23 protein-coding genes and 3 pseudogenes are annotated in these 23,414 nt (G+C 74.2%); 24 read left to right on the top strand and 2 right to left on the bottom strand.

Translation table 11 applies throughout. The annotated features are described in order from the left end of the window. Positions 1-16 precede the first annotated feature (16 nt). The 3 genes from ispG to ABC795_RS12715 all read left to right on the top strand — a co-directional run bounded on the left by ispG (position 17) and on the right by ABC795_RS12715 (position 4,005). Complete coding sequence (ispG, locus tag ABC795_RS12725) at positions 17-1,177, top strand: flavodoxin-dependent (E)-4-hydroxy-3-methylbut-2-enyl-diphosphate synthase (protein WP_347057552.1); 1,161 nt, start codon at positions 17-19, stop codon at positions 1,175-1,177. A 3-nt stretch (positions 1,178-1,180) separates the two neighbouring features. Next, positions 1,181-2,032 (top strand): GNAT family N-acetyltransferase, encoded by an 852-nt coding sequence (locus ABC795_RS12720; protein ID WP_347057551.1) that lies wholly within the window; start codon positions 1,181-1,183, stop codon positions 2,030-2,032. A gap of 77 nt (positions 2,033-2,109) precedes the next feature. Further along, entirely contained in the window at positions 2,110-4,005 is a 1,896-nt protein-coding gene (locus tag ABC795_RS12715) for a penicillin-binding transpeptidase domain-containing protein (RefSeq protein WP_347057550.1), read from the top strand. Between the two features lie 25 nt (positions 4,006-4,030). Here ABC795_RS12715 and ABC795_RS12710 read toward each other — a convergent pair whose 3' ends face one another. Both ABC795_RS12710 and ABC795_RS12705 read right to left on the bottom strand, forming a co-directional pair. Continuing rightward, entirely contained in the window at positions 4,031-4,492 is a 462-nt protein-coding gene (locus ABC795_RS12710) for a ferritin-like domain-containing protein (protein WP_347057549.1), read from the bottom strand. A gap of 12 nt (positions 4,493-4,504) precedes the next feature. Continuing rightward, positions 4,505-4,993 (bottom strand): hypothetical protein, encoded by a 489-nt coding sequence (locus ABC795_RS12705; protein WP_347057548.1) that lies wholly within the window; start codon positions 4,991-4,993, stop codon positions 4,505-4,507. A gap of 279 nt (positions 4,994-5,272) precedes the next feature. Here ABC795_RS12705 and rimP point away from each other — a divergent pair, with 279 nt between their 5' ends. The 21 genes and pseudogenes from rimP (at position 5,273) to ABC795_RS12600 (ending at position 23,349) form a co-directional block, all read left to right on the top strand. Continuing rightward, positions 5,273-5,914 (top strand): ribosome maturation factor RimP, encoded by a 642-nt coding sequence (gene rimP / locus ABC795_RS12700; protein ID WP_347057547.1) that lies wholly within the window; start codon positions 5,273-5,275, stop codon positions 5,912-5,914. After that, positions 5,911-7,062, top strand: coding sequence for a transcription termination factor NusA (gene nusA, locus ABC795_RS12695; RefSeq protein WP_347057546.1), 1,152 nt, complete (start codon positions 5,911-5,913; stop codon positions 7,060-7,062). The genes rimP and nusA overlap by 4 nt, the downstream gene beginning before the upstream one ends. 8 nt (positions 7,063-7,070) lie before the next feature. Then, positions 7,071-7,454: a YlxR family protein gene (locus ABC795_RS12690; protein ID WP_347057545.1), complete on the top strand. Its 384-nt coding sequence runs from the start codon at positions 7,071-7,073 to the stop codon at positions 7,452-7,454. A gap of 61 nt (positions 7,455-7,515) precedes the next feature. Beyond that, positions 7,516-7,659, top strand: a pseudogene (locus ABC795_RS12685) (translation initiation factor IF-2 N-terminal domain-containing protein); the annotation flags it as partial. Between the two features lie 975 nt (positions 7,660-8,634). Further along, positions 8,635-10,470, top strand: a complete 1,836-nt coding sequence (gene infB / locus ABC795_RS12680) for a translation initiation factor IF-2 (RefSeq protein ID WP_347060720.1) — start codon at positions 8,635-8,637, stop codon at positions 10,468-10,470. Positions 10,471-10,552: 82 nt separating this feature from the next. Then, positions 10,553-10,855 carry a DUF503 domain-containing protein gene (locus ABC795_RS12675; protein ID WP_347057544.1) on the top strand — a complete coding sequence of 101 codons (303 nt, stop codon included), beginning with the start codon at positions 10,553-10,555 and terminating at the stop codon, positions 10,853-10,855. 123 nt (positions 10,856-10,978) lie between these two features. Next, positions 10,979-11,509 carry a 30S ribosome-binding factor RbfA gene (gene rbfA / locus ABC795_RS12670; protein ID WP_347057543.1) on the top strand — a complete coding sequence of 177 codons (531 nt, stop codon included), beginning with the start codon at positions 10,979-10,981 and terminating at the stop codon, positions 11,507-11,509. Then, positions 11,506-11,748, top strand: a complete 243-nt coding sequence (locus ABC795_RS12665) for a hypothetical protein (protein WP_347057542.1) — start codon at positions 11,506-11,508, stop codon at positions 11,746-11,748. The genes rbfA and ABC795_RS12665 overlap by 4 nt, the downstream gene beginning before the upstream one ends. After that, complete coding sequence (locus ABC795_RS12660; protein WP_347057541.1) at positions 11,745-12,788, top strand: bifunctional oligoribonuclease/PAP phosphatase NrnA; 1,044 nt, start codon at positions 11,745-11,747, stop codon at positions 12,786-12,788. The genes ABC795_RS12665 and ABC795_RS12660 overlap by 4 nt, the downstream gene beginning before the upstream one ends. A 119-nt stretch (positions 12,789-12,907) precedes the next feature. Beyond that, positions 12,908-14,182 carry an MATE family efflux transporter gene (locus tag ABC795_RS12655; RefSeq protein WP_347057540.1) on the top strand — a complete coding sequence of 425 codons (1,275 nt, stop codon included), beginning with the start codon at positions 12,908-12,910 and terminating at the stop codon, positions 14,180-14,182. Beyond that, positions 14,179-15,096, top strand: a complete 918-nt coding sequence (gene truB, locus ABC795_RS12650; RefSeq protein ID WP_347057539.1) for a tRNA pseudouridine(55) synthase TruB — start codon at positions 14,179-14,181, stop codon at positions 15,094-15,096. Before ABC795_RS12655 ends, truB begins: the two co-directional genes overlap by 4 nt. Before the next feature lie 58 nt (positions 15,097-15,154). Continuing rightward, on the top strand, positions 15,155-15,493 hold the full coding sequence (locus ABC795_RS12645; protein ID WP_347057538.1) for an antibiotic biosynthesis monooxygenase: 339 nt from the start codon (positions 15,155-15,157) through the stop codon (positions 15,491-15,493). A 103-nt stretch (positions 15,494-15,596) separates the two neighbouring features. Further along, positions 15,597-16,736, top strand: a complete 1,140-nt coding sequence (locus ABC795_RS12640) for a branched-chain amino acid aminotransferase (protein WP_347057537.1) — start codon at positions 15,597-15,599, stop codon at positions 16,734-16,736. Positions 16,737-16,756: 20 nt separating this feature from the next. After that, a complete protein-coding gene (locus tag ABC795_RS12635; protein WP_347057536.1) occupies positions 16,757-17,716 on the top strand; it encodes a bifunctional riboflavin kinase/FAD synthetase in 960 nt (319 codons plus the stop codon). 103 nt (positions 17,717-17,819) lie between these two features. Then, the gene (rpsO, locus tag ABC795_RS12630) at positions 17,820-18,089 is read left to right on the top strand and encodes a 30S ribosomal protein S15 (RefSeq protein ID WP_347057535.1); all 270 of its coding nucleotides are present in this window, start codon (positions 17,820-17,822) and stop codon (positions 18,087-18,089) included. A gap of 263 nt (positions 18,090-18,352) precedes the next feature. Beyond that, a complete protein-coding gene (locus ABC795_RS12625) occupies positions 18,353-20,617 on the top strand; it encodes a polyribonucleotide nucleotidyltransferase (protein ID WP_347057534.1) in 2,265 nt (754 codons plus the stop codon). A gap of 180 nt (positions 20,618-20,797) precedes the next feature. Then, a pseudogene (locus ABC795_RS12620) lies at positions 20,798-21,517 on the top strand (pitrilysin family protein); the annotation flags it as partial. A 53-nt stretch (positions 21,518-21,570) separates the two neighbouring features. After that, positions 21,571-21,687, top strand: a pseudogene (locus tag ABC795_RS12615) (hypothetical protein); the annotation flags it as partial. A 102-nt stretch (positions 21,688-21,789) separates the two neighbouring features. After that, a complete protein-coding gene (locus ABC795_RS12610) occupies positions 21,790-21,972 on the top strand; it encodes a hypothetical protein (RefSeq protein ID WP_347060749.1) in 183 nt (60 codons plus the stop codon). Positions 21,973-22,172: 200 nt separating this feature from the next. Next, on the top strand, positions 22,173-22,325 hold the full coding sequence (locus ABC795_RS12605; protein WP_347057533.1) for a hypothetical protein: 153 nt from the start codon (positions 22,173-22,175) through the stop codon (positions 22,323-22,325). Positions 22,326-22,605: 280 nt separating this feature from the next. Next, entirely contained in the window at positions 22,606-23,349 is a 744-nt protein-coding gene (locus ABC795_RS12600) for a dihydrodipicolinate reductase C-terminal domain-containing protein (protein WP_347060719.1), read from the top strand. Positions 23,350-23,414: the final 65 nt, after the last annotated feature.

Here is a 23,414-nt window from a genome sequence, read left to right as displayed (position 1 = left end):
GGGGATACTGGGCGGCATGGCGATCCCCGTCGGCCTCGGCATGCCCGCTGCGCCCCCGCCCGTCCTCGCGCCCCGGCGCAAGACCCGACAGCTGGACGTGGGCGGTGTCGGCGTCGGCAGCGACTTCCCGGTCAGCGTGCAGTCGATGTGCACCACCAAGACCGCCGACATCAACGCCACGCTCCAGCAGATCGCCGAGCTGACGGCGTCGGGCTGCCAGGTCGTGCGCGTCGCCGTGCCCGACACCGACGACGCCGAGGCGCTGCCGATCATCGCGAAGAAGTCGCAGATCCCGGTGATCGCCGACATCCACTTCCAGCCGCGCTACGTCTTCGCCGCGATCGACGCCGGCTGCGCCGCGGTCCGGGTGAACCCGGGCAACATCAAGAAGTTCGACGACAAGGTCGGCGAGATCGCCAAGGCGGCCAAGGACGCCGGCACCCCGATCCGGATCGGCGTCAACGCGGGGTCACTCGACAAGCGGCTGCTCGCCAAGTACGGCAAGGCCACGCCCGAGGCGCTGGTCGAGTCGGCCCTGTGGGAGTGCTCGCTGTTCGAGGAGCACGACTTCCGCGACATCAAGATCTCGGTCAAGCACAACGACCCGGTGGTCATGGTCCGCGCCTACGAGTTGCTGGCCGCGCAGTGCGACTACCCGCTGCACCTGGGCGTCACCGAGGCGGGGCCGGCATTCCAGGGCACGATCAAGTCCGCCGTCGCCTTCGGTGCGCTGCTGAGCCAGGGGATCGGCGACACGATCCGCGTCTCGCTCTCCGCGCCGCCGGCCGAGGAGGTCAAGGTCGGCAACCAGATCCTGGAGTCGCTGAACCTCAAGCAGCGCGGGCTGGAGATCGTCAGCTGCCCGTCCTGCGGTCGCGCCCAGGTCGACGTCTACAAACTGGCGAACGAGGTCACCGCCGGCCTGGAGGGCATGGAGGTGCCGCTGCGGGTCGCCGTCATGGGCTGTGTCGTCAACGGCCCCGGCGAGGCGCGCGAGGCCGACCTCGGGGTCGCCTCCGGCAACGGCAAAGGCCAGATCTTCGTCAAGGGCGAGGTCGTCAAGACCGTCCCCGAGTCGCAGATCGTCGAGACCCTCATCGAGGAGGCCATGCGCATCGCCGGTGAGCACGTCGACGCCGGCGAGCCCTCCGGGCCGCCGGTCGTCACCGTCAGCTGACCCATGCTCCGTACGCCTGCCGCCCGCGTCCTCGACGGGGCCGACGAGCCGGCCGTGCAGCGGCTGCTGGCAACCGATCCCGTCGCCGCCTGCGTCATCGCCGGCCGGGTCGAGGTCGCGGGGACGGCGCCGCTCGCCCTGGGGGCCCCGCTCTGGGGCATCGGCACCGGCCGGGAGCTCGACGCGGTGTGCCTGGCCGGCGCCAACCTCATCCCGTTCGCCCGGCCGGGGACCGAGCGCGCCGCCGCGGTCGCCTTCGCCGAGCGGGCCCGCCGGGCCGGTCGCCGCTGCTCCACGATCGTGGGCCCGTCGGCCGCCGTGGGGCCGATGTGGGAGCTCCTCGCCCCGGTGTGGGGGCCCGCCCGCGACCACCGGCCCCGGCAGCCGTTGATGGCGATCGACGGTCCGCCCGCCGTCGCCCCCGAACCGCGGGTGCGGCCGGTGCGCCCGGACCAGTTGGACGTCCTGCTGCCGGCCGCCGTCGCGATGTTCACCGAGGAGGTCGGGGTCAGCCCCCTCCGGACCGACGGGGGCGCCGGCTACCGGGCCCGGGTGGACGAGCTCGTGCGGGCCGGTCAGTCGCTGGCGTGGATCGAGGACGGCAGGGTCCTGTTCAAGGCCGAGATCGGTGCGGTGTGCCGTGCCGCGTGCCAGGTCCAGGGTGTCTGGGTCGCACCTCCGCTGCGCGGGCAGGGCGTCGGCACCGCCTGCACCGCCGCTGTCGTCGAGTACGCCCGCGCGGTCATCGCCCCGGTGGTGAGCCTGTACGTCAACGACTACAACACCCGCGCCCGGGCCGCGTACCGGCGCGTGGGTTTCTCCGAGGTGGGCGAGTACGCCAGCGTGCTGTTCTGACGGAGGGCCCCTCTGCCCCCGCCTCGCAGGCTGGGCGCGGAAACCTGCAGTGGGCCGTCGCATGACAGGCTGGTCCGGTGCGAAGCTGCCCCACCCCACCCCTGCTGATCACGTTCCTGCTGGCCGCCCCGGTGCTGGCCGGCTGCTCGGGCAGCAGCGAGGACGACGTGCGTGCGGCCGCGGAGGCGTTCCTCGACGACTGGGTCGCCGGCGACACCGCCGCGGCGGCCGGTGCGACCACCGACCCCGCGGCCGCCACCGCCCTGCTCGAGCAGACGGCCGGTGACCTGCCCGGCGCCCAGCTGACCGCCGAGGTCGGCGAGGTCACCGTCGACGACGGCGCCGCCACGGTCGGCTGGACCGCGACCTGGGACCTGGAGGCGGCGCCCGAGTGGAGCTACGGCGGCACCCTGCGGCTGCAGGAGGGCGACGACACCTGGGAGGTCCTCGCCGAGCCGGCGATGGTCCACCCGGAGCTGGGGGAGGGGCAGCACCTCGAGCTCGAGCGCGCCCTGCCCGATCGCGCCCCGATCACCGACGCCTCGGGCGCCCCGTTGTTCACCCCGACCGAGGTGGTGAACGTGGGCGTCGACCCCGCCCGGGTCACCGACCTGACGGCGCTGGCGTCAGCTCTCGGCGCGGCCACCGGGATCGATCCGCAGGAGATCGCCGCCGACGTGCAGGCCGCCCCGGCCGGCCAGTTCGTCCCGGTGATCACCTTGCGCCGGCCCGACTTCGAGGAGATCCGCGCGCAGGTGTTCGACCTGCCCGGCGCGGTCTTCCCCACCGACACCCGGCTGCTGGCGCCGAGCGCCCGCTTCGCGGAGGCACTGCTGGGGCGGGTCGGGACGGCGACCGCAGAGATCATCGCGGAGTCCGCCGAGGACGGCGAGCCGCGGTACGCCGCCGGTGACCAGCTGGGCCTGTCCGGCCTGCAGCGCGCCTACCAGGAGCAGCTCGCCGGCACCGCCGGGTACACCGTCTCGGTGGCCAGCACCGACGAGGCGACCGGCGACGCCGGCCGGGAGCTCGCGTCGGTGGCCCCCGTCGCCGGGCAGCCGGTGCAGACGCCGGTGGTGCCGGCGATCCAGGGGGCCGCGGACACCGCCGTGGCGGGGGAGTCCCGGCCCGCCCACCTGGTGGCCGTCCGCCCCGGCACCGGCGAGATCCTCGCGGTGGCCTCGAACGAGGTCGCGGACCCGGGCAACGCCCTGCGCGGCCAGTACCCACCCGGCTCGAGCATGAAGACGGTGACGGCGACCGCGCTGCTGTCCGCCGGCGCCCTCACCCCGTCGACCCCGGTGGCCTGCCCGGGCACGACGACCGTCGAGGGCCGCGAGTTCGAGAACCAGGACCAGTTCGACCTCGGCACCGTTCCGTTCACCGAGGCCTTCGCGCAGTCGTGCAACACCACCTTCATCCAGCAGGGGATGGACCTGCCGGACGCGGCGCTGGCCGAGGCGGCGGCGGCCTACGGCGTCGGCACCGACTGGGACCTGCCGGTGGACGTCTTCGGCGGCAGCGTCCCGCGCGACAGCACCGGGACGACGAAGGCGGCCAACGCCATCGGGCAGGGGCAGGTGCTCATGAGCCCGGCCCAGCTGGCGCTCGTCGCCGCGGGCATCGCCGGCGGGACGCCGGCGGCCCCGGTGGAGGTGGTGGGTGCCGAGGCGGCGGGATCCATGCCGGCGGGGCCGGCGGCCGGGGTGCTGGACGCGCTGCGGCCGATGATGCGCCAGGTCGTGCTGTCGGGCACCGCCCAGGCGCTCGCCGACCGCGGTGAGGTCTACGGGAAGACGGGGACCGCGGAGTACGGCACGAACACGCCGCCGGACTCGCACGGCTGGTTCATGGGCTACCAGCTCGGCGGGCCGGTGGGCGACGTCGCCTTCGCCGTGCTGGTCGAGGGCGGGCAGTCCAGCAGCGCCGCGGTCGCGGTGACCGACGCCTTCCTGGGGTCGCTCGGCGGCTGAGCGGGGCCCTGGACGAGGTCCTCGCTCAGCTCAGCGGGAGACCGGGGAACGCCCGGGTGACCTGGGGCAGCCCAGCCGCTGCGCGCCAGCCGACCGCCCGCACCTCCGCGGCGCCGAGCACGTCCATGGCCAGCGCACGGGTGGGGCGCTCCACGGCCCGGTGGAGCACCCGCACCCACGCCGCTGCGACGCCGTCCTCCAGGACGGCGGCCAGGGCCGCGGCGTCGACCGCCGACAGGATCGGGAACGGCAGCGCGTAGCCCGCCTCGGGCTGCGCCGGCTCCGCACCGCGCTGGCCCAGCAGCGCGATCAGCTGGTCACGGACGTCGCGGTGGGCGTTCTCGGCGGCGACCGCGGCCGCCCGCTGGCCGGCCGGCAGTGCGGCTCCGACCACGCCGTACCCCCACACCGCCGCGTGCTCGGCGGCCAGCGCGGTGTCGAGGGCCGCGATCTCGCCCGCGGTGTCGGTCGTCTCGTCGTCAGCCATGGCCGCTCTCCGTCATGCCAGTCGTGCGTCGTGGCCGCGCAGGCCCGCGGCGATGGAGCCCAGGAGGGCAGCGCGCCCACCGGACTGCCCCAGCGCGGCGGCGGCGTGGGAGGCCGCGGCGACGGCGACCTGCGTCCGCAGCCAGGCCTGCCCCTGGCCCGCCGGCGGGAGGCCAGGCGGCGCGGTGGCCGACGGGGTGCTGCCGGGCGCGGCGCCGCGGAGCCGCTCGAGCTGCTCGTCGGCCTGGGCCGCCATGTCCGCGACGGCCGCGGCCAGCGCCGGGTCGGCGGCGAACGCCAGCTCGTAGGCCCGGACGAGGGTCTCCTGCACCGCGACCTGGGCGGTGAGCTCCTCGGCCTGCGCGCTGGTCACGGTGTCCCGCTCGTCCACCGCGGGCGACCAGGTGCACCCGGCGGCCGCGACGGCGAGACCCGCTGTGCAGACCCCCAGCAGCGTCCTGCGGCTGAACGCTCGCGACACGGGGAAAGGGGTGGGAGGCATCGCTGCCATCCTCTCAGCCGGGGACGTCGGCAGCCGGTCGTGCGGCCGGCCGGGCGTGCCGGGAACCCCGGGCGGTCACCGCACCCCTGCCCGGTCCCGTCCGTGCCAGCGGCCGCGGCCGGTGCACCGGTGGCCCCGCGCCGGGCCGGAGGTGCCCGGCGAGCGGTAGCCTGGGCACTTCCCCCGGACACCGGCCCGGCCAGCGACGCAGGTCCACCGCGCCGGGCGCAGGGGTGTGCGCACGGCAACGTGCGGCCGACCGAGCCTGAGGAGGCAAGCGTGTCCGCCTCTCGCGGAACCCGGAGCGACCCCGCCACCGAGCGGCTGACCGGCTGGATCCGGCCCGTCGTCACCGCGGCCGGGTACGACCTCGAGGATCTCCTGGTCACCCCCGCCGGCCGGCGGAGCGTCGTCCGCGTGGTCGTCGACCGCGACGAGGGCGTCACGCTGGACGACATCGCCGAGGTCAGCCGCGCCGTCTCCGAGGTCCTCGACACCAACGACGACGGGATGGGGCGCACGCCCTACGTGCTCGAGGTCACCAGCCCGGGGATCGACCGGCCGCTGACCGAGCACCGCCACTGGCGCCGGAACACCGGGCGGCTCGTGGCCGTCGCGGTGGGGCCGGCCGGGGCGGCCGAGCAGCTGACCGGCCGGATCACCTCGGTCGACGGCGACGGCGTGACGCTGGCCGTCGAGGCGAAGGGGAAGCCCGGGGCGAAGAAGCGCCCGCCGCAGCCGCGGCAGGTGCCGTGGGCGGAGCTCGGCGCGGGGCGCGTGCAGGTGGAGTTCGCCCGCCCCGACGCCGTCGACGACGGCGCGCACGACGACACCGCGGACGACATCGCGCAGGACGACGCCGACGAGCTCGAGGGCCTGGACGGGGCCGAGCTCGCGGACGACGACGGAGGAGACGAGTGAACATCGACGTCACCGCGCTCAAGGCGGTGGAGCGGGAGAAGGGCATCCCGGTCGACACGGTGATCGAGGCCCTGGAGACGGCCCTGGTGACCGCCTACCGGCACGCCGAGGGCGCGGCCAAGCACGTGCGCGTGCACGTGGACCGCAAGAGCGGCGAGGTCGCCGTCCTCGCCCAGGAGCTCGGGCCCGACGGCGAGGTCGTCCGCGAGTGGGACGACACCCCCTCGGACTTCGGCCGCATCGCGGCCAGCACCGCCAAGCAGGTCATCGTGCAGCGGCTGCGCGACGCCGAGCACGAGCAGACGTTCGGCGAGTACGCCGGCAAGGAAGGCGACATCGTCAGCGGCATCGTGCAGGCCGACCAGCGGCGCAACGCCAGCGGCATCGTGATGATCGACATCGGCAAGGTCGAGGCCGTGCTGCCGTCCGCCGAGCAGGTGCCGGGGGAGACCTACACCCACGGCAGCCGGATCAAGGCGTACGTGGTGGCGGTGTCCCGCACCTTCCGTGGCCCGCAGGTGACTGTGTCGCGCACCCACCCGAACCTGGTCCGCAAGCTCTTCGCGCTCGAGGTGCCGGAGATCGCCGACGGCAGCGTCGAGATCGTCGCCGTCGCCCGCGAGGCGGGGCACCGATCGAAGATCGCCGTCCGCACGTCGGTGCCGGGGCTCAACGCCAAGGGATCCTGCATCGGCCCGATGGGGCAGCGGGTCCGGAACGTGATGAGCGAGCTGCACGGCGAGAAGATCGACATCGTCGACTGGTCGGAGGACCCGGCGTCGTTCGTCGCCTCCGCGCTGAGCCCGGCCCGGGTGAGCAGCGCCCGGCTCGTCGACCCGCAGGCGAAGGCCGTGCGGGTCGTCGTCCCCGACTACCAGCTGTCGCTCGCCATCGGCAAGGAGGGCCAGAACGCCCGCCTCGCCGCCCGGCTGACCGGTTGCCGGATCGACATCCGCAGCGACGCCCAGGCGGACGACGCCGACGCCACCCCCTCCCCGGGAGTGGGCCGCCCGCCGCTGCGCTCGGGCCTGCCGCCTCACCCGGGCGGGGGACGCGGCGGAGCACCCGGGGCCCGGTCGCAGCCCCCGGCAGGGGATTCCCGCTCGGCCCCGCGCCGCGCGGAACAACGCGGACCGGCCACGCGCTAGAGTTGGAGGTGGCCGAAACGCCGAATCCGGTCCGCACCTGTGTGGGGTGCCGGAAGCGGGCGCCGGTCGACGACCTGCTGCGCGTCGTCGTCGTGGCCGGGGACCTCGTCCCCGATCCGCGGCGGCGTCTCCCCGGTCGAGGTGCATCGCTGCACCCGACGGCGGAGTGCTTGCGCGCGGCGGAGCGACGCCGGGCCTTCCCGCGGGCGCTGCGCACCAGCGCCCCCGTGGAGGTCGGTCCGCTCCGGGCCCACGTCCTGGGTGTCTCCTCGGAGGCCACCGGGACCGGGCCGGGAGAGGGCGACAGAAGTACCCAGTCGGGCCGGCACCAGGCCGGTCCGCACGTCGACAGGACACCGTCGGATGACTCAGCCGTGAAGTTCTCACGATGACCATGCGCCACTAACGACGAGGTCGAGCGGGCAAGCCGCCGGCCTCACCAAGAGGAGACCCGTGCCAGGCAAAGCCCGCGTACACGAACTCGCCAAGGAGTTCGGTGTCGACAGCAAGACCGTGCTCGCCAAGCTCAAGGAGCAGGGCGAGTTCGTGAAGTCCGCGTCCTCGACCGTCGAGGCCCCCGTGGCCCGGCGGCTCCGCGAGGCGCTCGGCGCCGCCACCGGTGGCGGCAACGGCGCGGCAGCCCCGCGCCCGAGTGCACCGGCTGCCAGGCCGGTCACGCCTGCGGCTCCCGCCGCTCCCGCCGCTCCCGCCGCGGCGCCTGGTCCGCAGGCTCCCGCTGCGCAGGCGCCGGCCGCGTCCGCACCGGCACGCCCGGCCACCCCCGGCCCGCGCCCGGGTCCGCGTCCCGCGGCGCCCGCTCCGCAGCCGCCGGCCCAGGCCCCGGCTCCCCAGGCCCCGGCTCCCCAGGCCCCGGCGGCGCAGGCCCCGGCTCCGGCGGCTCCGCCGCAGCAGCCGTCGGCTCCGCGTCCGGGAGCTCCCCGCCCGGGCCCGGCCGGCGGTTCCGCACCCGGTGGTCCGCGTCCCGGCCCCCGGCCCGCCCCGCGACCGGGTAACAACCCCTTCAGCAGCGCTCCCCGTCCGGCCCCTGCGGCCGGTGGCCCGCGTCCGGCCCCCGCGGCCGGTGGCCCGCGTCCCGGCCCCGCGGCCGGCGGTCCGCGTCCGGCGCCCGGTGCCGGCGGTCCGCGTCCGGCGCCCGGTGCCGGTGGTCCCCGTCCGGGGCCCGGTGGCCCGCGTCCCGGCCCTGGTGCCGGCGGCCCGCGTCCCGCGGCCGGTCCCGGCGGTCCGCGCCCGAACCCGGGCATGATGCCGCAGCGCCCGTCGCCCGGCATGATGCCGCCGCGGCCGGCCGGTGGCGGTCGTCCCGGCGCGCCCGGTGGCCGTGGCCGTCCGGGCGGTCCCGGCGGTGGCGGTGGCTTCCGTCCCGGTGGCGGCGGCGGTGCCCCCGGTGCCGGCGCGCCCGCCGGTGGTGGCTTCCGTGGCGGCGGCGGTGGCCGTGGCCGCGGTCGTGGCGGCTCGGGTGCCGGTACGGCCGGTGCCTTCGGGCGTCCCGGTGGCCGGGGTCCGGTCCGCGGCCGCAAGAGCAAGAAGCAGCGGCGCCAGGAGTTCGACTCCATGGCGGCGCCCAGCATGGGCGGCGTCAGCCTGCCGCGCGGCAACGGGCAGACCGTCCGGCTGCCCCGCGGCGCCTCCCTGACCGACCTGGCCGAGCGCATCAACGCCCAGCCGGCCGCGCTCGTCACCGCCCTGTTCCACCTGGGCGAGATGGTCACCGCGACACAGTCGGTCAACGAGGAGACGCTGCAGCTGCTCGGTGCCGAGATCGGCTGGAACATCCAGGTCGTCAGCCCCGAGGACGAGGACCGCGAGCTGCTCGAGACCTTCGACCTCACCTTCGGTGACGAGGAGGGTGACGAGGAGGACTGGTCCGCCCGTCCGCCGGTGGTGACCGTCATGGGTCACGTCGACCACGGGAAGACCAAGCTGCTCGACGCCCTGCGCCACGCCAACGTGGTGGCCCGCGAGGCCGGCGGCATCACCCAGCACATCGGCGCCTACCAGATCGTCACCGAGCTCGACGGCAACGAGCGGCCGGTCACCTTCATCGACACCCCGGGTCACGAGTCGTTCACCGCGATGCGTGCCCGTGGGGCGAAGGTCACCGACATCGTCGTCCTGGTGGTCGCGGCCGACGACGGCGTCATGCCGCAGACGGTGGAGGCGCTCAACCACGCCCAGGCCGCCGAGGTGCCGATCGTGGTCGCGGTCAACAAGGTGGACAAGGAGGGGGCCAACCCCGCCAAGATCCGCCAGCAGCTCACCGAGTACGGCCTGGTCGCCGAGGAGTACGGCGGCGAGACCATGTTCGTCGACGTCTCGGCGATCACCCGGCAGGGTCTCGACGACCTGCTCGCGGCGATCCTGCTGACCGCCGACGCCTCGCTGGACCTGCGCGCGAACACCGAGCAGGACCCGCAGGGTGTGGTCATCGAGGGCAAGCTGGACAAGGGCCGCGGCCCCGTCGCCACGGTGCTCGTCCAGCGCGGCACGCTGCGCCAGGGCGACTCGATCGTGGCCGGCGACGCCTACGGTCGCGTCCGGTCGCTGCTCGACGAGCACGGCAACAAGCTCAAGGAGGCCCTGCCGGCCCGCCCCGTGCAGGTCGTGGGTCTCACCTCGGTGCCCCGCGCCGGTGACACGTTCCTCGTCGTCGACGAGGACCGCGTCGCCCGGCAGATCGCCGACCGCCGTCAGGCCCGCATCCGCAACGCGCAGAACGCCTCCATGCGCAAGCGGATCAGCCTGGAGGACCTCGACGCGGCGCTCAAGGAGAACCGTCAGCTCAACCTGATCATCAAGGGCGACAACTCGGGCACCGTCGAGGCTCTCGAAGAGGCGCTGATGAAGATCGAGGTCGACGACGAGATCTCGCTGCGGGTCATCCACCGCGGCGTCGGTGGGATCACCAAGAGCGACATCGACCTCGCGCTGGCCGACGACGTCATCGTCCTGGGCTTCAACGTCCGGGCCGAGGGCCAGGCCACCGAGCTCGCCAACCGCGAAGGGGTGGACGTCCGGTACTACACGGTCATCTACCAGGCGATCGACGAGATCGAGGCCGCGCTCAAGGGGATGCTCAAGCCGGTCTACGAGGAGGTCCAGCTCGGCACGGCGGAGGTCCGCGAGGTCTTCCGGGTGCCGAAGATCGGCAACGTCGCCGGTTCGCTGGTCCGCAGCGGCACGATCGTCCGCAACTCGAAGGCCCGTTTGGTCCGCGACGGTGCCGTGGTCGCCGACAACCTGTCGGTGGAGTCCCTCCGCCGGTTCAAGGACGACGCGACCGAGGTCCGCGAGGGCTACGAGTGCGGTATCGGCCTGGGGTCGTTCAACGACATCAAGGTCGACGACGTGATCGAGACCTTCGAGATGCGCGAGAAGCCGCGCGACTGAAACAGGACCCCGTCCTCCTCACGCCTCGCGAGCTCGGCGTGAGCCTCTGGACGGGGCCATCCAGCAGGTGACGAGGGAGGCGGTGAGCGTGTTCACTGGCACGCTCACCGCCGACCTCCTGCTGGGCGACGTCCACTCGCTCAAGGGGAAGCGCGCCGTGGTCCGGCCGATCGTGGCCGAGCTGCGGCGCCGCTTCGCCGTGGCCGCCGCGGAGGTGGGCGACCAGGACCTGCACCGCCGTGCGCAGGTCGCCGTCGCCACCGTGGCGGGGGAGGCCCACCAGGTCACCGACGTCCTGGACGCCTGCGAGCGGTTGCTGGCCGAGCGGCCGGAGGTGACGCTGCTGTCGACGCACCGGCAGCTGTTCAGCGACACCGACCAATGACCCCGTCGCCCTCACGGCTCGTAAGAGGGCCCCGTCCTCCCCACCCTCGCGAGCTCGGTGCGGTACCCGGGGCGGAACCGTTGTCCACCTGGCGTCGTCGACGCCCTGATCCCTGGAGGTCCGATGGCCGACCCGGCCCGCGCACGCAAGCTGGCCGTGCGCATCCGACAGATCGTGTCCGCCGCGATCGAGTCCCAGATCAAGGACCCCCGCCTGGGCATGGTGACCGTCACCGACACCCGGGTCACCAGTGACCTCCGCGAGGCCACGGTGTTCTACACCGTCTACGGCGACGAGACGCAGATCGCCGACTCGGCCAAGGCGCTCACCAGCGCCACCGGGGTGCTGCGGTCCACGGTCGGCCGGCAGACGGGCATCAAGTTCGTCCCGTCGCTGACCTTCGTGGCCGACATCGTCCCCGACACGGCCCGGGAGCTCGAGGAGGCCCTCGAGCGCGCCCGGCACGCCGACGCCGAACTCGCCCGTGCCCGGGAGGGCGCCAGCTACGCCGGCGAGCCCGACCCCTACCGGAAGCCCGCGGAGGACGACGAGGACCACGACCTCGACGAGGACGCCACCGGCGATCCGGCCGGCTCCGGAACTGCAGATGACGAGGGCGAGGACGCCGCCGTCGAGACGAGGAGCGCGCTGTGACCGAGAACGACCCGGATCCGTACGAGCCCGACGAGGGCCAGGGCAGATCCGTCCTCGGTGGCGTACCCGTGCCCGACGCCGGTGACCCCACCGATGGTGGCAAGCACGGTGAGATCGGTGAGGTGCCGAGCATCGCCGAGGACGAGCCCGACGACGGCGGTCCCGGCTACCCGGTGGGCGGCGGGGACATCACCGAGCAGCAGGGCGGCCGCATGGCCGACCCCGACCCCGGCGCGTGACGCGCGCGATCCCGTCGGGCAGCAGCACGGCCGGCGACCTGGCGGGCGCCGCCCGCACGGCTGCCGCGGTACTGGCCGAGGCCGCGCAGGCGCGGGCCACCGTGGTCCTCTCCGGCCACGTCCAGCCCGACGCCGACGCGCTCGGCAGCACCCTGGCGCTCGCCGAAGGGATGCGACGCCGTGGCGCCCGCGTGCTGGCCACCTTCCCCGGCCCGTTCACCCTTCCGGCCTCGCTCGGCTGGATCCCGGGGGCGGAGGGCCTGGTGCCCTCGGGCTCGGTGCCGTCGTCGCCGGACGTCTTCGTCAGCCTCGACGCGGCCTCCCCGGGGCGGCTCGGTGAGCTCGCTCCCCTGCTGGACCGGGCCGGCACGTCCGTCGTCGTCGACCACCACGCCAGCAACCCCGGCTTCGGCCGGGTCCGGCTGGTCGACCCCACGGCGCCGGCGACGGTGACGCTGGTGACCGACCTCCTCGACGGCGTCGGCGTGGCCCTGGACGCCCAGCTGGCCACCTGCCTCTACGCGGGCCTCGCCGCCGACACCGGGTCCTTCCGCTTCGGCAGCACCCGACCCGAGACGCACGAGCTGGCGGCCCGCCTGCTGAGGACCGGGATCGACCACGCGGCCATCAGCCGCCGCCTGTTCGACACCGCGCCCTTCGGCTGGCTGGGGCTCCTGTCGGTCGTCACCGGCCGCGCCGTCCTGGAGACCCAGGTCGGCGCCGGGCTCGTCTGGACCTGGTCCAGCACCGCCGAGGCGGCCGAGCACGGCCTGCCCGGGGAGCAGCTGGAGGCGCTCGTCGACGTCGTCCGCTCGGCGCAGGAGGCCGACGTGGCGTGCGTGCTGAAGGGCCAGGACGACGGCTCGTGGTCGGTCTCCCTGCGGTCGCGCGGGGCCACCGACGTGGCCCGGGTGGCCATGGCCCTCGGCGGGGGTGGGCACCGCGCGGCCGCCGGCTACACCTCCGTCGCCGACCGTGAGACCACCATCTCCACCCTGCGCGCCGCGCTCCGTGAGATGTCCGCCCCCGGCCGACCATGACCCCGCGGTCCTCCGGACCGCACCGCGGCCAGGAGTCGTCCCCGATCGCCGCTGAGCCGGATCCGGCATCCGGATCGGATGGCCCCCGGCCCCCGCTCCGCGGGCCGTCGATCGTCGGGTTGGCCCTTCCGGCCCTGGTCGTGCTGGCGGCCGAGCCGATGTACCTGCTGGTCGACACCGCGGTCGTCGGGAACCTCGGCACCGTGGCGCTCGGTGGTCTCGCCGTCGGTGGCGGGCTGCTGGCCTGGGCGGCGGCGCTGCTGAACTTCCTGGCCTACGGCACCACCGCGCGGGCCGCCCGCCGGGCCGGCGCCGGCGACCGCGCCGGTGCGGTCGAGGAGGGCGTGCAGGCGACGTGGCTCGCCGTCGTCCTGGGGGTGCTGGTGCTCCTGCTGTTCCAGCTGCTGGCCGGCCCGCTCACCCGCGCCCTGGCCGGGGGCGCGGGGCCCGTCGCCGAGGCGGGTGAGGGCTGGCTGCGGATCGCCTCGCTGGGCGCTCCGCTGCTGCTGGTGTCCCTCGCCGGGAACGGTTGGCTGCGCGGCGTGCAGGAGCTCCGCCGGCCGGTGCGCTACGTCGTCGCCGGCAGCCTCCTCAGCCTCGTCCTGTGCCCGCTGCTGGTGCACCCGGCCGGGCTCGGGCTGGCCGGCTCCGCCGTGGCGAACGTGACCGGGCAGGCGCTGACCGCGGTCCTGTTCGTCCGGGCGCTGCTCCGGGAGGGCGCCGCCTGGCGGGCCCGGCCCCGCGCCATCGCGCGGCAGCTGGTCATCGGCCGCGATCTGCTGCTCCGCGCGTCGGTCCTGCAGCTGTCCTTCCTCGTCGCCGCGGGTGCCGCCGCGCGGACCGGCACCGCCGCGCTCGGCGCCCACCAGATCGCCCTGCAGTTCTTCTTCTTCCTGGCGCTGGTCCTCGACGCGTACGCCATCGCCGCCCAGACCCTCGTCGGCCACGCGCTCGGGGGCGGGCGTCCCGACGAGGCCCGCGCGACCGCCCGGCGGGTCGCGGGGTGGGGGCTGGCCACCGGCTGCCTCGTGGCCGTCGTCCTGCTGGCGCTGCGCGAGGTGCTGCCGCCGCTGTTCACCGACGACCCGGAGGTGCTCGCGCAGGCCGCCGTCGTCTGGTGGTTCCTGGCCGGCTTCCAGCCGCTGGCCGGGCTGGTCTTCGCCCTGGACGGCGTGCTGATGGGCGCCGGCGACGTCGGCTACCTGCGGACGACCACCATTGCCGCCGCGCTCGCGGGGTTCCTGCCGCTGTCCCTGCTGGCCGGCCCGCTGGACCTCGGGCTGGCCGGGATCTGGACGGGGCTCACCCTGTTCATCGGGCTGCGGCTGGTCGCGGTCCTCGTCCGGATGGCGGGTGACCGCTGGCTGGGGGCGCCTGAGAGTGTGAGGGCGTGAGCCCCCGCCGACCCGATGCCGACGTGCCTCCCGGCCTCCTGCTGGTCGACAAGCCCGGCGGCATGACCTCCCACGACCTGGTCGCCCGGGCGCGGCGGGCGTTGTCGGTGCGCAAGGTGGGGCACGCGGGCACGCTCGACCCGATGGCGACCGGCCTGCTGGTCCTCGGCGTCGGCGCGGCCACCCGCCTGCTCGGTCACGTCGGCGGGCACGACAAGACCTACGCGGCCACGATCCGCCTCGGTCAGGCCACGGTCACCGACGACCGGGAGGGGGAGGTCCTGACCACCACCTCGGCCGCCCACCTGGACGACGACGCGGTGCGTACCGCGCTGGCCGGGCAGACCGGCCCGCTGCAGCAGGTGCCCTCGGCGGTCAGCGCGGTGAAGGTGGACGGCCGCCGCTCCTACGACCGGGTGCGGGCGGGGGAGACGGTGGAGCTCGCGCCGCGCTCGGTGACCGTGCACCGGCTGGAGGTGCACCGCATCACCCGGCCGGCCCCGGAGCTGGTCGACGTCGAGGTCACCGTCGACTGCACCGCCGGCACCTACATCCGGGCCATCGCCCGCGACGCCGGCGCCGTCCTCGGCGTGGGCGGGCACCTCACCGCCCTCCGCCGCACCGCCTCCGGCCCGTTCGCGGTGGCGCAGGCGGGCAGCGTGGAGGACAGCGCGGCCTCGCTGCTCGCCGGTGGGGGAGCGGGGTCCCTGGGGCTGACCGAGGCCGCCCTGCTCGTCTTCCCCGCCCGGGAGCTCACGGCCGAGGAGGCGCGGGCGCTGCGCTACGGCCAGCGCATCGCGGCGACCGGGGCCGCGGGGCTGCACGCCGCCGTCGGCCCCGACGGCCGGCTCGCCGCGCTGGTCGCCGACGCCGGTCGCACCGCGCGCGTGGTGGTCGGCTTCCCACCCAGGTGACCGCGACCGGCGAGCGCACCGGCGGTTGACCGCCGGGCGGCCCGGGAAGGTGAGGGCCATGAGCGTCGTGAAGATCAACGCGATCACCGTGCCGAAGGACAAGCAGGAGCGGTTCGAGGAGCGCTTCCGCGGGCGCGCCGGGGCCGTCGAGAGCACCCCCGGCTTCGAGTGGTTCGAGCTCCTCCGCCCGGTGGAGGGCACCGACCAGTACCTGGTCTACACCCGGTGGAGCAGCCAGGAGGCCTACGAGTCCTGGCAGTCCAGCCAGGAGTTCGACCGCGCCCACGACGGGGGCGGCGACACCCTCGCCTCGGCCGCCCCGCACTCGGCCCACGTGTGGACCTACGAGGTGCTCGAGTACGCCGGGCCGAAGGCCAACCAGGGGAACCAGGTCTGACCGGGGTTACTGTGACGGCGCCGGTCCCGCACACCGTGGGGCCGGTGCCGACCCAGCGTGCCGCTGGACCGGCGCCTCGTCACAGCACGCCCAGGTAGGAGCCATGACCGACACGCTCTCCGACAGCCGAACCACGTCCCGGATGTTCGTCGAGGGTGTGCCGGTGGTCGTGGAGGACGTGATGCGCCGCCCCTCCGCCGAGCGGGAGGGTCTGCTGGCCGACCCCGGGTTCGGCCGCTACTTCACCGACTCGATGTTCGTGGCCCGCTACGAGGCCGGTCGGGGCTGGTACGACGCCCGGCTCACCCGGTACGCCCCGCTCCAGCTGGACCCGGGCGCCGCCGCGCTGCACTACGCGCAGTCGATCTTCGAGGGGCTCAAGGCCTACGCCCAGCCCGACGGCAGCGTCGCCACCTTCCGCCCCGAGGCCAACGCCGCACGCTTCGTCCGCAGCGCCGAGCGGCTGGCCATGCCGCCCGTGCCGGAGGGAGCCTTCCTCGCCGGCGTCGACGCGCTGGTCTCCGCCGACCGCGACTGGGTCCCGACCGGCCCGGACCAGACGTTGTACCTGCGGCCCTACCAGCTCGCAGTGGAGTCCTTCCTCGGTGTCCGCCCGGCGCACGAGTACCTGTTCCTGATCATCGCCAGCCCGGCCGGGGCGTACTTCCCGCGCGGTGTCCAGCCCGTGTCGGTCTACGTCTCCGAGGACTACGTCCGGGCGGCGCCGGGCGGTACCGGCGACGTCAAGTGCGCCGGCAACTACGCCGCGAGCCTGCTGCCGCAGCAGCAGGCCAGCGCCCTCGGCTGCGACCAGGTCGTCTACCTCGACGCCGTGGAGAAGAAGTACATCGAGGAGCTCGGCGGGATGAACCTGTTCTTCGTCCGCGGCTCCGGCGACGACGCCGAGCTGGTCACCCCGGAGCTGTCCGGCACCCTGCTGCCGGGCATCACCCGCGACTCCCTCATCACCCTCGCCCGCGACGCCGGGCACCGGGTGACCGAGCGGAAGGTCAGCCTCGAGGAGTGGCGCAGCGGCGTCGCCGACGGCTCGATCACCGAGACCTTCGCCTGCGGCACCGCCGCGGTCATCACGCCCGTCGGCGAGGTCAAGGCCCGCACCGGCGACTTCACCATCGGCGACGGCGCCCCCGGCCCGCTCACCATGCGGTTGCGCGAGACGCTGCTCGACATCCAGCACGGGCGGGTGGCCGACACCCACGGCTGGCTGCACCGGGTCTCCTGACCGGGCCGGGAGCGGGTCGCGTGCTGCGCTGGCGGGGGCTGGAGGCCACCCCGGGAGACCTCGGCCGCACCGTGGTCACCGTCGGCATGTACGACGGCGTGCACCGCGGGCACCAGAAGCTGATCGGCGCCGCGGTGGCGCGGGCCCGGGCGATGCGCCGCCCGTGCCTGCTGCTGACCTTCGACCCGCACCCGGCCGAGGTGGTGCGCCCGGGCTCGCACCCGGCGATCCTCACCTCGCTCGACCGCAAGGCCGAGCTGGTCGCCGAGCTCGGGGTGGACGCCATGTGCGTGCTGCCGTTCACCACCGACTTCATGAGGCTGCCGCCGGAGACCTTCACCCACACGGTGCTCGTCGAGCGGCTGCACGCGGCGCAGGTGGTGGTGGGGGAGAACTTCACCTACGGCCACCGCGCCTCGGGCACGGTGCAGAGCCTCACCGCGGAGGGGCGCCGGTTCGGGTTCGCCGTCGAGGGCGTGCCGCTGGCGAACGACTCCTCCGAGGACGGCGAGGTGACCATCTCCTCGACCTATATCCGTGCCTGCGTCGCAGCGGGGGACATGGTGCCCGCGGCCCGCGCCCTCGGCCGGCCGCACCGGGTCGACGGCGTCGTCGTGCGCGGCGACCGCCGGGGCCGGGACCTCGGCTACCCGACGGCCAACGTGGAGACCCCCGCGTACACGGCCATCCCGGCCGACGGCGTCTACGCCGGGCACCTGGTCACCCGTGATCCGCGCAGCGGCGCCAGCCGGGACCGTTTCCCGGCCGCCGTCTCGGTGGGGACCAACCCCACCTTCCAGGGCAGCCGGCGCACGGTGGAGGCCTTCGTCCTCGACTACGACGGCGATCTCTACGGCGAGCACGTGGGCGTGGAGTTCGCCCAGCGGCTGCGGCCGATGGCCGCGTTCGCCGACGTCGAGGGGCTGCTCGCCGCGATGGCCCAGGACGTCGCCGACACCCGCACCGTGCTGGGGATCTGACCGCCGCTGGTAGTCTCGTGGGGGCCGTGCGTGCACGGCTGTGTGAAGCCTGCCCTCGTGAGTCAGACCGGGGGCCACACGGAACCCGCCCAGGAGGCGAACCATGGCGCTCGACAGCGCGACGAAGCAGCAGATCATGACCGAGTACGCGACGGTCGAGAAGGACACCGGTTCGCCCGAGGTGCAGGTCGCCATGCTGACCCGCCGGATCAGCGGCCTCACCGAGCACCTGAAGGCGCACAAGCACGACCACCACAGCCGGCGGGGCCTGCTCCTGCTGGTCGGCCGGCGTCGCCGGCTGCTGAACTACCTGGCGAAGACCGACATCAACCGGTACCGCTCGCTGATCGAGCGGCTCGGCCTGCGCCGCTAGCACGTCGAGGGGACCGCTCCCGGATCGATCCGGGACGGTCCCCTCTCTCGTACGGCACCCGCCGTCCGAGTCTCCAGGCCCCGGCCGACCGCCCCCGCGAAGGGCCGGTCCTCGGTAGTGGCCCCCGGGACGCATCGCTTCCTCCCCGCGGGGGAACAGCACCGCCCGAGGGCTTCGATCGAAGACCGGTCGCCCCCGGACGCAGGTCGGCGCGAAGGGCCGCAAGAGGAACGTCGCGGTATGCGACGAAGAGAGAAGGACTGATGTCCGCACCCACCACGCAGGGCAGCATCGCTGCCGAGTTCGACCCCGAGGACGGGGTCACCACCGCCACCGCGGTGATCGACAACGGCAGCTTCGGCAGCCGTTCGATCACCTTCGAGACCGGCCGGCTCGCCCGCCAGGCCGCCGGCTCCGTCGTCGTCACCATGGGCGACACCATGCTGTTGTCGGCCACCACGGCCGGCCGCCAGCCCAAGGAGCAGTTCGACTTCTTCCCCCTGACGGTCGACGTCGAGGAGCGGATGTACGCCGCCGGGCGCATCCCCGGCTCGTTCTTCCGCCGCGAGGGCCGGCCGTCCGAGGACGCGATCCTCACCTGCCGCCTGATCGACCGCCCGCTGCGCCCGACCTTCGCCAAGGGCCTGCGCAACGAGGTCCAGGTCGTCATCACCGTCCTGTCGCTGGACCCCGAGCACCTCTACGACGTGCTCGCCATCAACGGCGCCTCCGCGTCCACCCAGCTGTCCGGCCTGCCGTTCTCCGGCCCCGTCGGCGGCACCCGGGTGGCGCTGATCAACGGCCAGTGGGTCGGTTTCCCGACGCAGACCGAGCTCGAGGACGCCGTCTTCGACATGGTCGTGGCCGGCCGGGTCCTGCCCGACGGCGATGTCGCGATCATGATGGTCGAGGCCGAGGCCACCGAGAAGACCATCTCGCTGGTCGCCGGCGGCGCACCCGCCCCGACCGAGGAGATCGTGGCCCAGGGCCTCGAGGCGGCCAAGCCCTTCATCAAGGCGCTGTGCGAGGCGCAGGCCGCCGTTGCCGAGAAGGCCGCCAAGCCGGTCGCCGAGTTCCCGCGCTTCCTCGACTACCAGGACGACGTCTACGCCGCCGTCGAGGCGCAGGCCGGCGACAAGCTCGCCCAGGTCCAGCAGATCGCCGGCAAGCAGGAGCGCGAGGAGGCCACCGACGCGCTCAAGGACGAGGTCAAGGCCGCGCTCGCCGGTCAGTTCGAGGGCCGCGAGAAGGAGATCTCCGGCGCCTTCCGCGCACTGACCAAGAAGGTCGTCCGCCAGCGGATCCTGCGCGACAAGGTCCGCATCGACGGCCGTGGCCTCACCGACATCCGGCCGCTCTCGGCCGAAGTCGAGGTCATCCCGCGGGTGCACGGCTCGGCGCTGTTCGAGCGTGGCGAGACCCAGATCCTCGGTGTCACCACGCTCAACATGCTCCGCATGGAGCAGCAGCTCGACACCCTCTCGCCGGTCAGCCGCAAGCGCTACATGCACAACTACAACTTCCCGCCGTACTCCACGGGCGAGACCGGTCGCGTGGGCTCGCCCAAGCGACGCGAGATCGGCCACGGCGCGCTCGCCGAGCGGGCGCTGCTCCCGGTGCTGCCCGACCGCGAGGAGTTCCCCTACGCGATCCGGCAGGTGTCCGAGGCGCTGGGCTCCAACGGCTCCACCTCGATGGGTTCGGTCTGCGCCTCGACGCTGGCCCTGCTCAACGCAGGTGTGCCCCTGAGGGCGCCGGTCGCCGGCATCGCCATGGGCCTGGTCTCCGACGAGGTCGACGGCAAGACCGAGTACGTCGCGCTGACCGACATCCTCGGTGCCGAGGACGCCTTCGGTGACATGGACTTCAAGGTCGCCGGCACCAAGGACTTCGTCACGGCCCTCCAGCTGGACACGAAGCTCGACGGCATCCCCTCCGACGTCCTCGCCGGTGCGCTGACCCAGGCCCGCGCGGCCCGGCTGCACATCCTCGACGTCATGGGCGAGGCCATCGACGGCCCGGACGAGATGAGCCCCTACGCCCCGCGGGTGACCACGGTGCGCATCCCGGTCGACAAGATCGGCGCGGTCATCGGCCCCAAGGGTCAGATGATCAACGCGATCCAGGACGAGACCGGCGCGGACATCACCATCGAGGACGACGGCACGATCTACGTCGGTGCCTCCGACGGCCCCTCGGCCCAGGCCGCGGTCGACCGGATCAACGCCATCGCCAACCCGCAGATGCCGAAGGTCGGCGAGCGCTTCCTCGGCACGGTCGTCAAGACCACGCCGTTCGGCGCCTTCGTCTCCCTGCTGCCGGGCAAGGACGGGCTGGTGCACATCAGCAAGCTCGGTGGCGGAAAGCGCATCGGCAAGGTCGAGGACGTGGCCAACGTCGGCGACAAGCTGCAGGTGGAGATCACCGACATCGACGCCCGCGGAAAGATCAGCCTCGCGCCGGTCGCCGCCGAGGGTGCCGACACGCCCGCCGAGGCTCCGGCCGAGGCCGCTCCTGCGGGTGAGTGACCACGACTGATCTGATCCGGGCCGGGGCGGGTGCTGACGCACCCGCCCCGGTTCCCGTAGGGACGACCGCGCTGCTCGACCTCGACGAGGTCGGGGCCGGGTGGAACGCACCGAGCTCCCCGGGGGCCTGCGGGTGCTCACCGAGACGATGCCGGGTGTGCTGTCGGCAACCCTCGGCATCTGGGTGGGCGTGGGCTCGCGGGACGAGACGCCGGCCGTGGTAACTCGTCGCACTTCCTCGAGCACCTGCTGTTCAAGGGGACGACGTCGCGCGGCGCGCTCGATATCGCGACGGCCATGGACGCCGTCGGCGGTGAGATGAACGCCTTCACCGCCAAGGAGCACACCTGCTACTACGCGAACGTGCTCGCCAGCGACCTGCCCCTCGCGGTGACCCTCCTGGCCGACCTGGTCACCGACGCGACCAACACCGCGGCGGACCTGGAGGCGGAGCGCACGGTGGTGCTCGAGGAGATCGCCATGCGCGACGACGAGCCCTCCGACGCCGTGCACGACCTGTTCGCCGAGACCCTGTACGGCGACACCTCGCTCGGCCGCTCGGTCCTCGGCACTATCGAGTCCATCGAGGGGCTCACGCGCGACGACGTCGACGGCTGGTACCGCTCCCGGTACGCGATGCCCTCGATCGTCGTCACCGCCGCTTACCGGGTGGACCACCAGCGGGTGCTCGAACTGGTCACCGCCGCATTCGGCGAGCGGCTGGCTAAGCCCGGCGCGGCGCGCGCCGCTGCGCACGGGGACGTCGACCTCGTGCGCCCCGCGCGGCCCGTCGGGCTCATCCCCCGCCGGACCGAGCAGACGCACCTGCTGCTCGGCACGCCGGCGATGGGGCGGCAGGACGAGCGCCGTTACGCGGCCGCCGTCCTCGACGCGGCCGTCGGTGGCGGCATGAGCTCGCGGCTGTTCCAGGAGATCCGCGAAAAGCGGGGCTCGTGTACAGCGTCGGCTCGGCGCTCACCCACTACGCCGGTATTGGGGCCTTCTCCGTCTACGCCGGTTGCTCCAAGAAGCGGGTGCCCGAGGTGCTGCGGCTGGTCCGGGAGGAGCTGGGCCGGGTGGCGGCCGACGGGCTCACCGCCGAGGAGGTCGCCCGGGCGCGGGGCCAGCTGCGGGGTGGGCTGGTGCTCGGGCTGGAGGACACCGGCTCCCGCATGAGCCGCCTCGGGAAGAGCGAGCTGTCCTACGGCGAGTACGTGCCGGTGCGCGACGTGCTGGCGCGCATCGACGGTGTGGACGAGGGGCAGGTCCGGTCGGTCGCGGCGGAGCTGTTCGGCCAGGAGACCTGCCTGGCCGTCGTCGGCCCCTATCGTGAGTCCGACCTCGACCGGCTCTGAGGGGCGGGGGCACACGGTGGGCGGGGCGTTGGCCCGGGCCGTGTTCGCCGTCGCCCTCGCGGTGTCACTCGTGGTGCTGTTCGCCCCCGGGTCGGGCGTGCCCTCGGCGCCACCGGGCGTCGACAAGGTCGTCCACCTGCTGGTCTTCGCCGGTCTGGCGCTCACGGGTCGGTGGTGGCGTCGCCCGGACGCTGCTCGCCGTGGCGCTCGCGCTCTACGCGGTGGGCAGCGAGCTGGTCCAGGGGCTGACGCCGCTCGCGCGCTCGGCGTCGGTGGCCGACGGCGCCGCCGACCTCGCCGGCGTCGCGGTCGGCCTGGTGCTCTGGGCCTGGGGCGCCCGCCGGGCACGTTGATCCGTGGGGCTGTCTTGCATCGTGGCCGTCGGCCGGGAAACCTGACCGCGTGACCACCAGCGCCCCCACCTGCAGCCCGGCTCCACCGACCCCGAGTCCTCGCTGATCCCCGTGGGCGTGCTCGGTGCCCGCGGACGGATGGGGACCGAGGTGGTCAAGGCGGTGAGCGACGCCGACGACCTGGAGCTCGTGGCCATGGTCGACGACGGCGACTGGCTGTTCAACGTGGCCGACAGCCGGCGCTCAGGTGGTCGTCGACTTCACCCGCCCGGACGTCGTCATGGACAACATCCGGTTCTGCATCGACAACAACATCCACTGCGTGGTCGGCACCACCGGGTTCGACGAGGCCCGGCTGGCCACCGTGGCCGAGTGGCTCGAGCCCAAGCCCGACCTCGGGGTGGTCATCGCCCCCAACTTCGGCATCGGCGCCATCCTGTTGATGCGCTTCGCCCAGGAGGCGGCCCGCTTCTTCCCCTCGGTGGAGGTGGTGGAGCTGCACCACCCGGACAAGGTGGACGCACCGTCGGGGACCGCGGTGCGCACGGCCCGCCTGGTGGCGGCCGCCCGGCGGGCGGCAGGCCTGCCGCCCGCGCCCGACGCGACCTCCGACGAGCTCCCGGGTGCCCGGGGGCCGACGTCGAGGGCGTTCCCGTGCACGCCGTCCGGCTCACCGGCCTGGTCGCCCACCAGGAGGTGCTGCTGGGCGCCGCGGGGAGACGCTGACCCTGCGGCACGACTCCTACGACCGGGCCTCGTTCATGCCCGGTGTCCTCCTGGCGGTCCGGGAGATCGGCTTACGCCCGGGTCTGACCGTCGGCATCGACAGCTTCCTGGGCCTCTGACCACCCGCTCCCGGCTGTGTGAACGACGGGTGTCGGGCGGGCGGCGGGGACGTGTCGGGCGTCACCGGGGGTCGGGTTGCACGGGGCTGGTGGGGGCGTGTAACTTTCTTTTTGCGCCGCGCGGCCGGAAGGGCCGCCGGACCAGCCCCCGCTCGACGGGCTGCTGGAAACCGGCGTAGAGTTGGACATCCAGCCAGGGACGAGGCCCGGAAGGGTCGAGTGTCTGCGCGTCCGCTCCTTGAGA

The organism is Blastococcus sp. HT6-30 (genome assembly GCF_039729015.1).
Taxonomy (GTDB): domain Bacteria; phylum Actinomycetota; class Actinomycetes; order Mycobacteriales; family Geodermatophilaceae; genus Blastococcus.
This window is presented reverse-complemented; position numbering and strand designations above follow the sequence as displayed.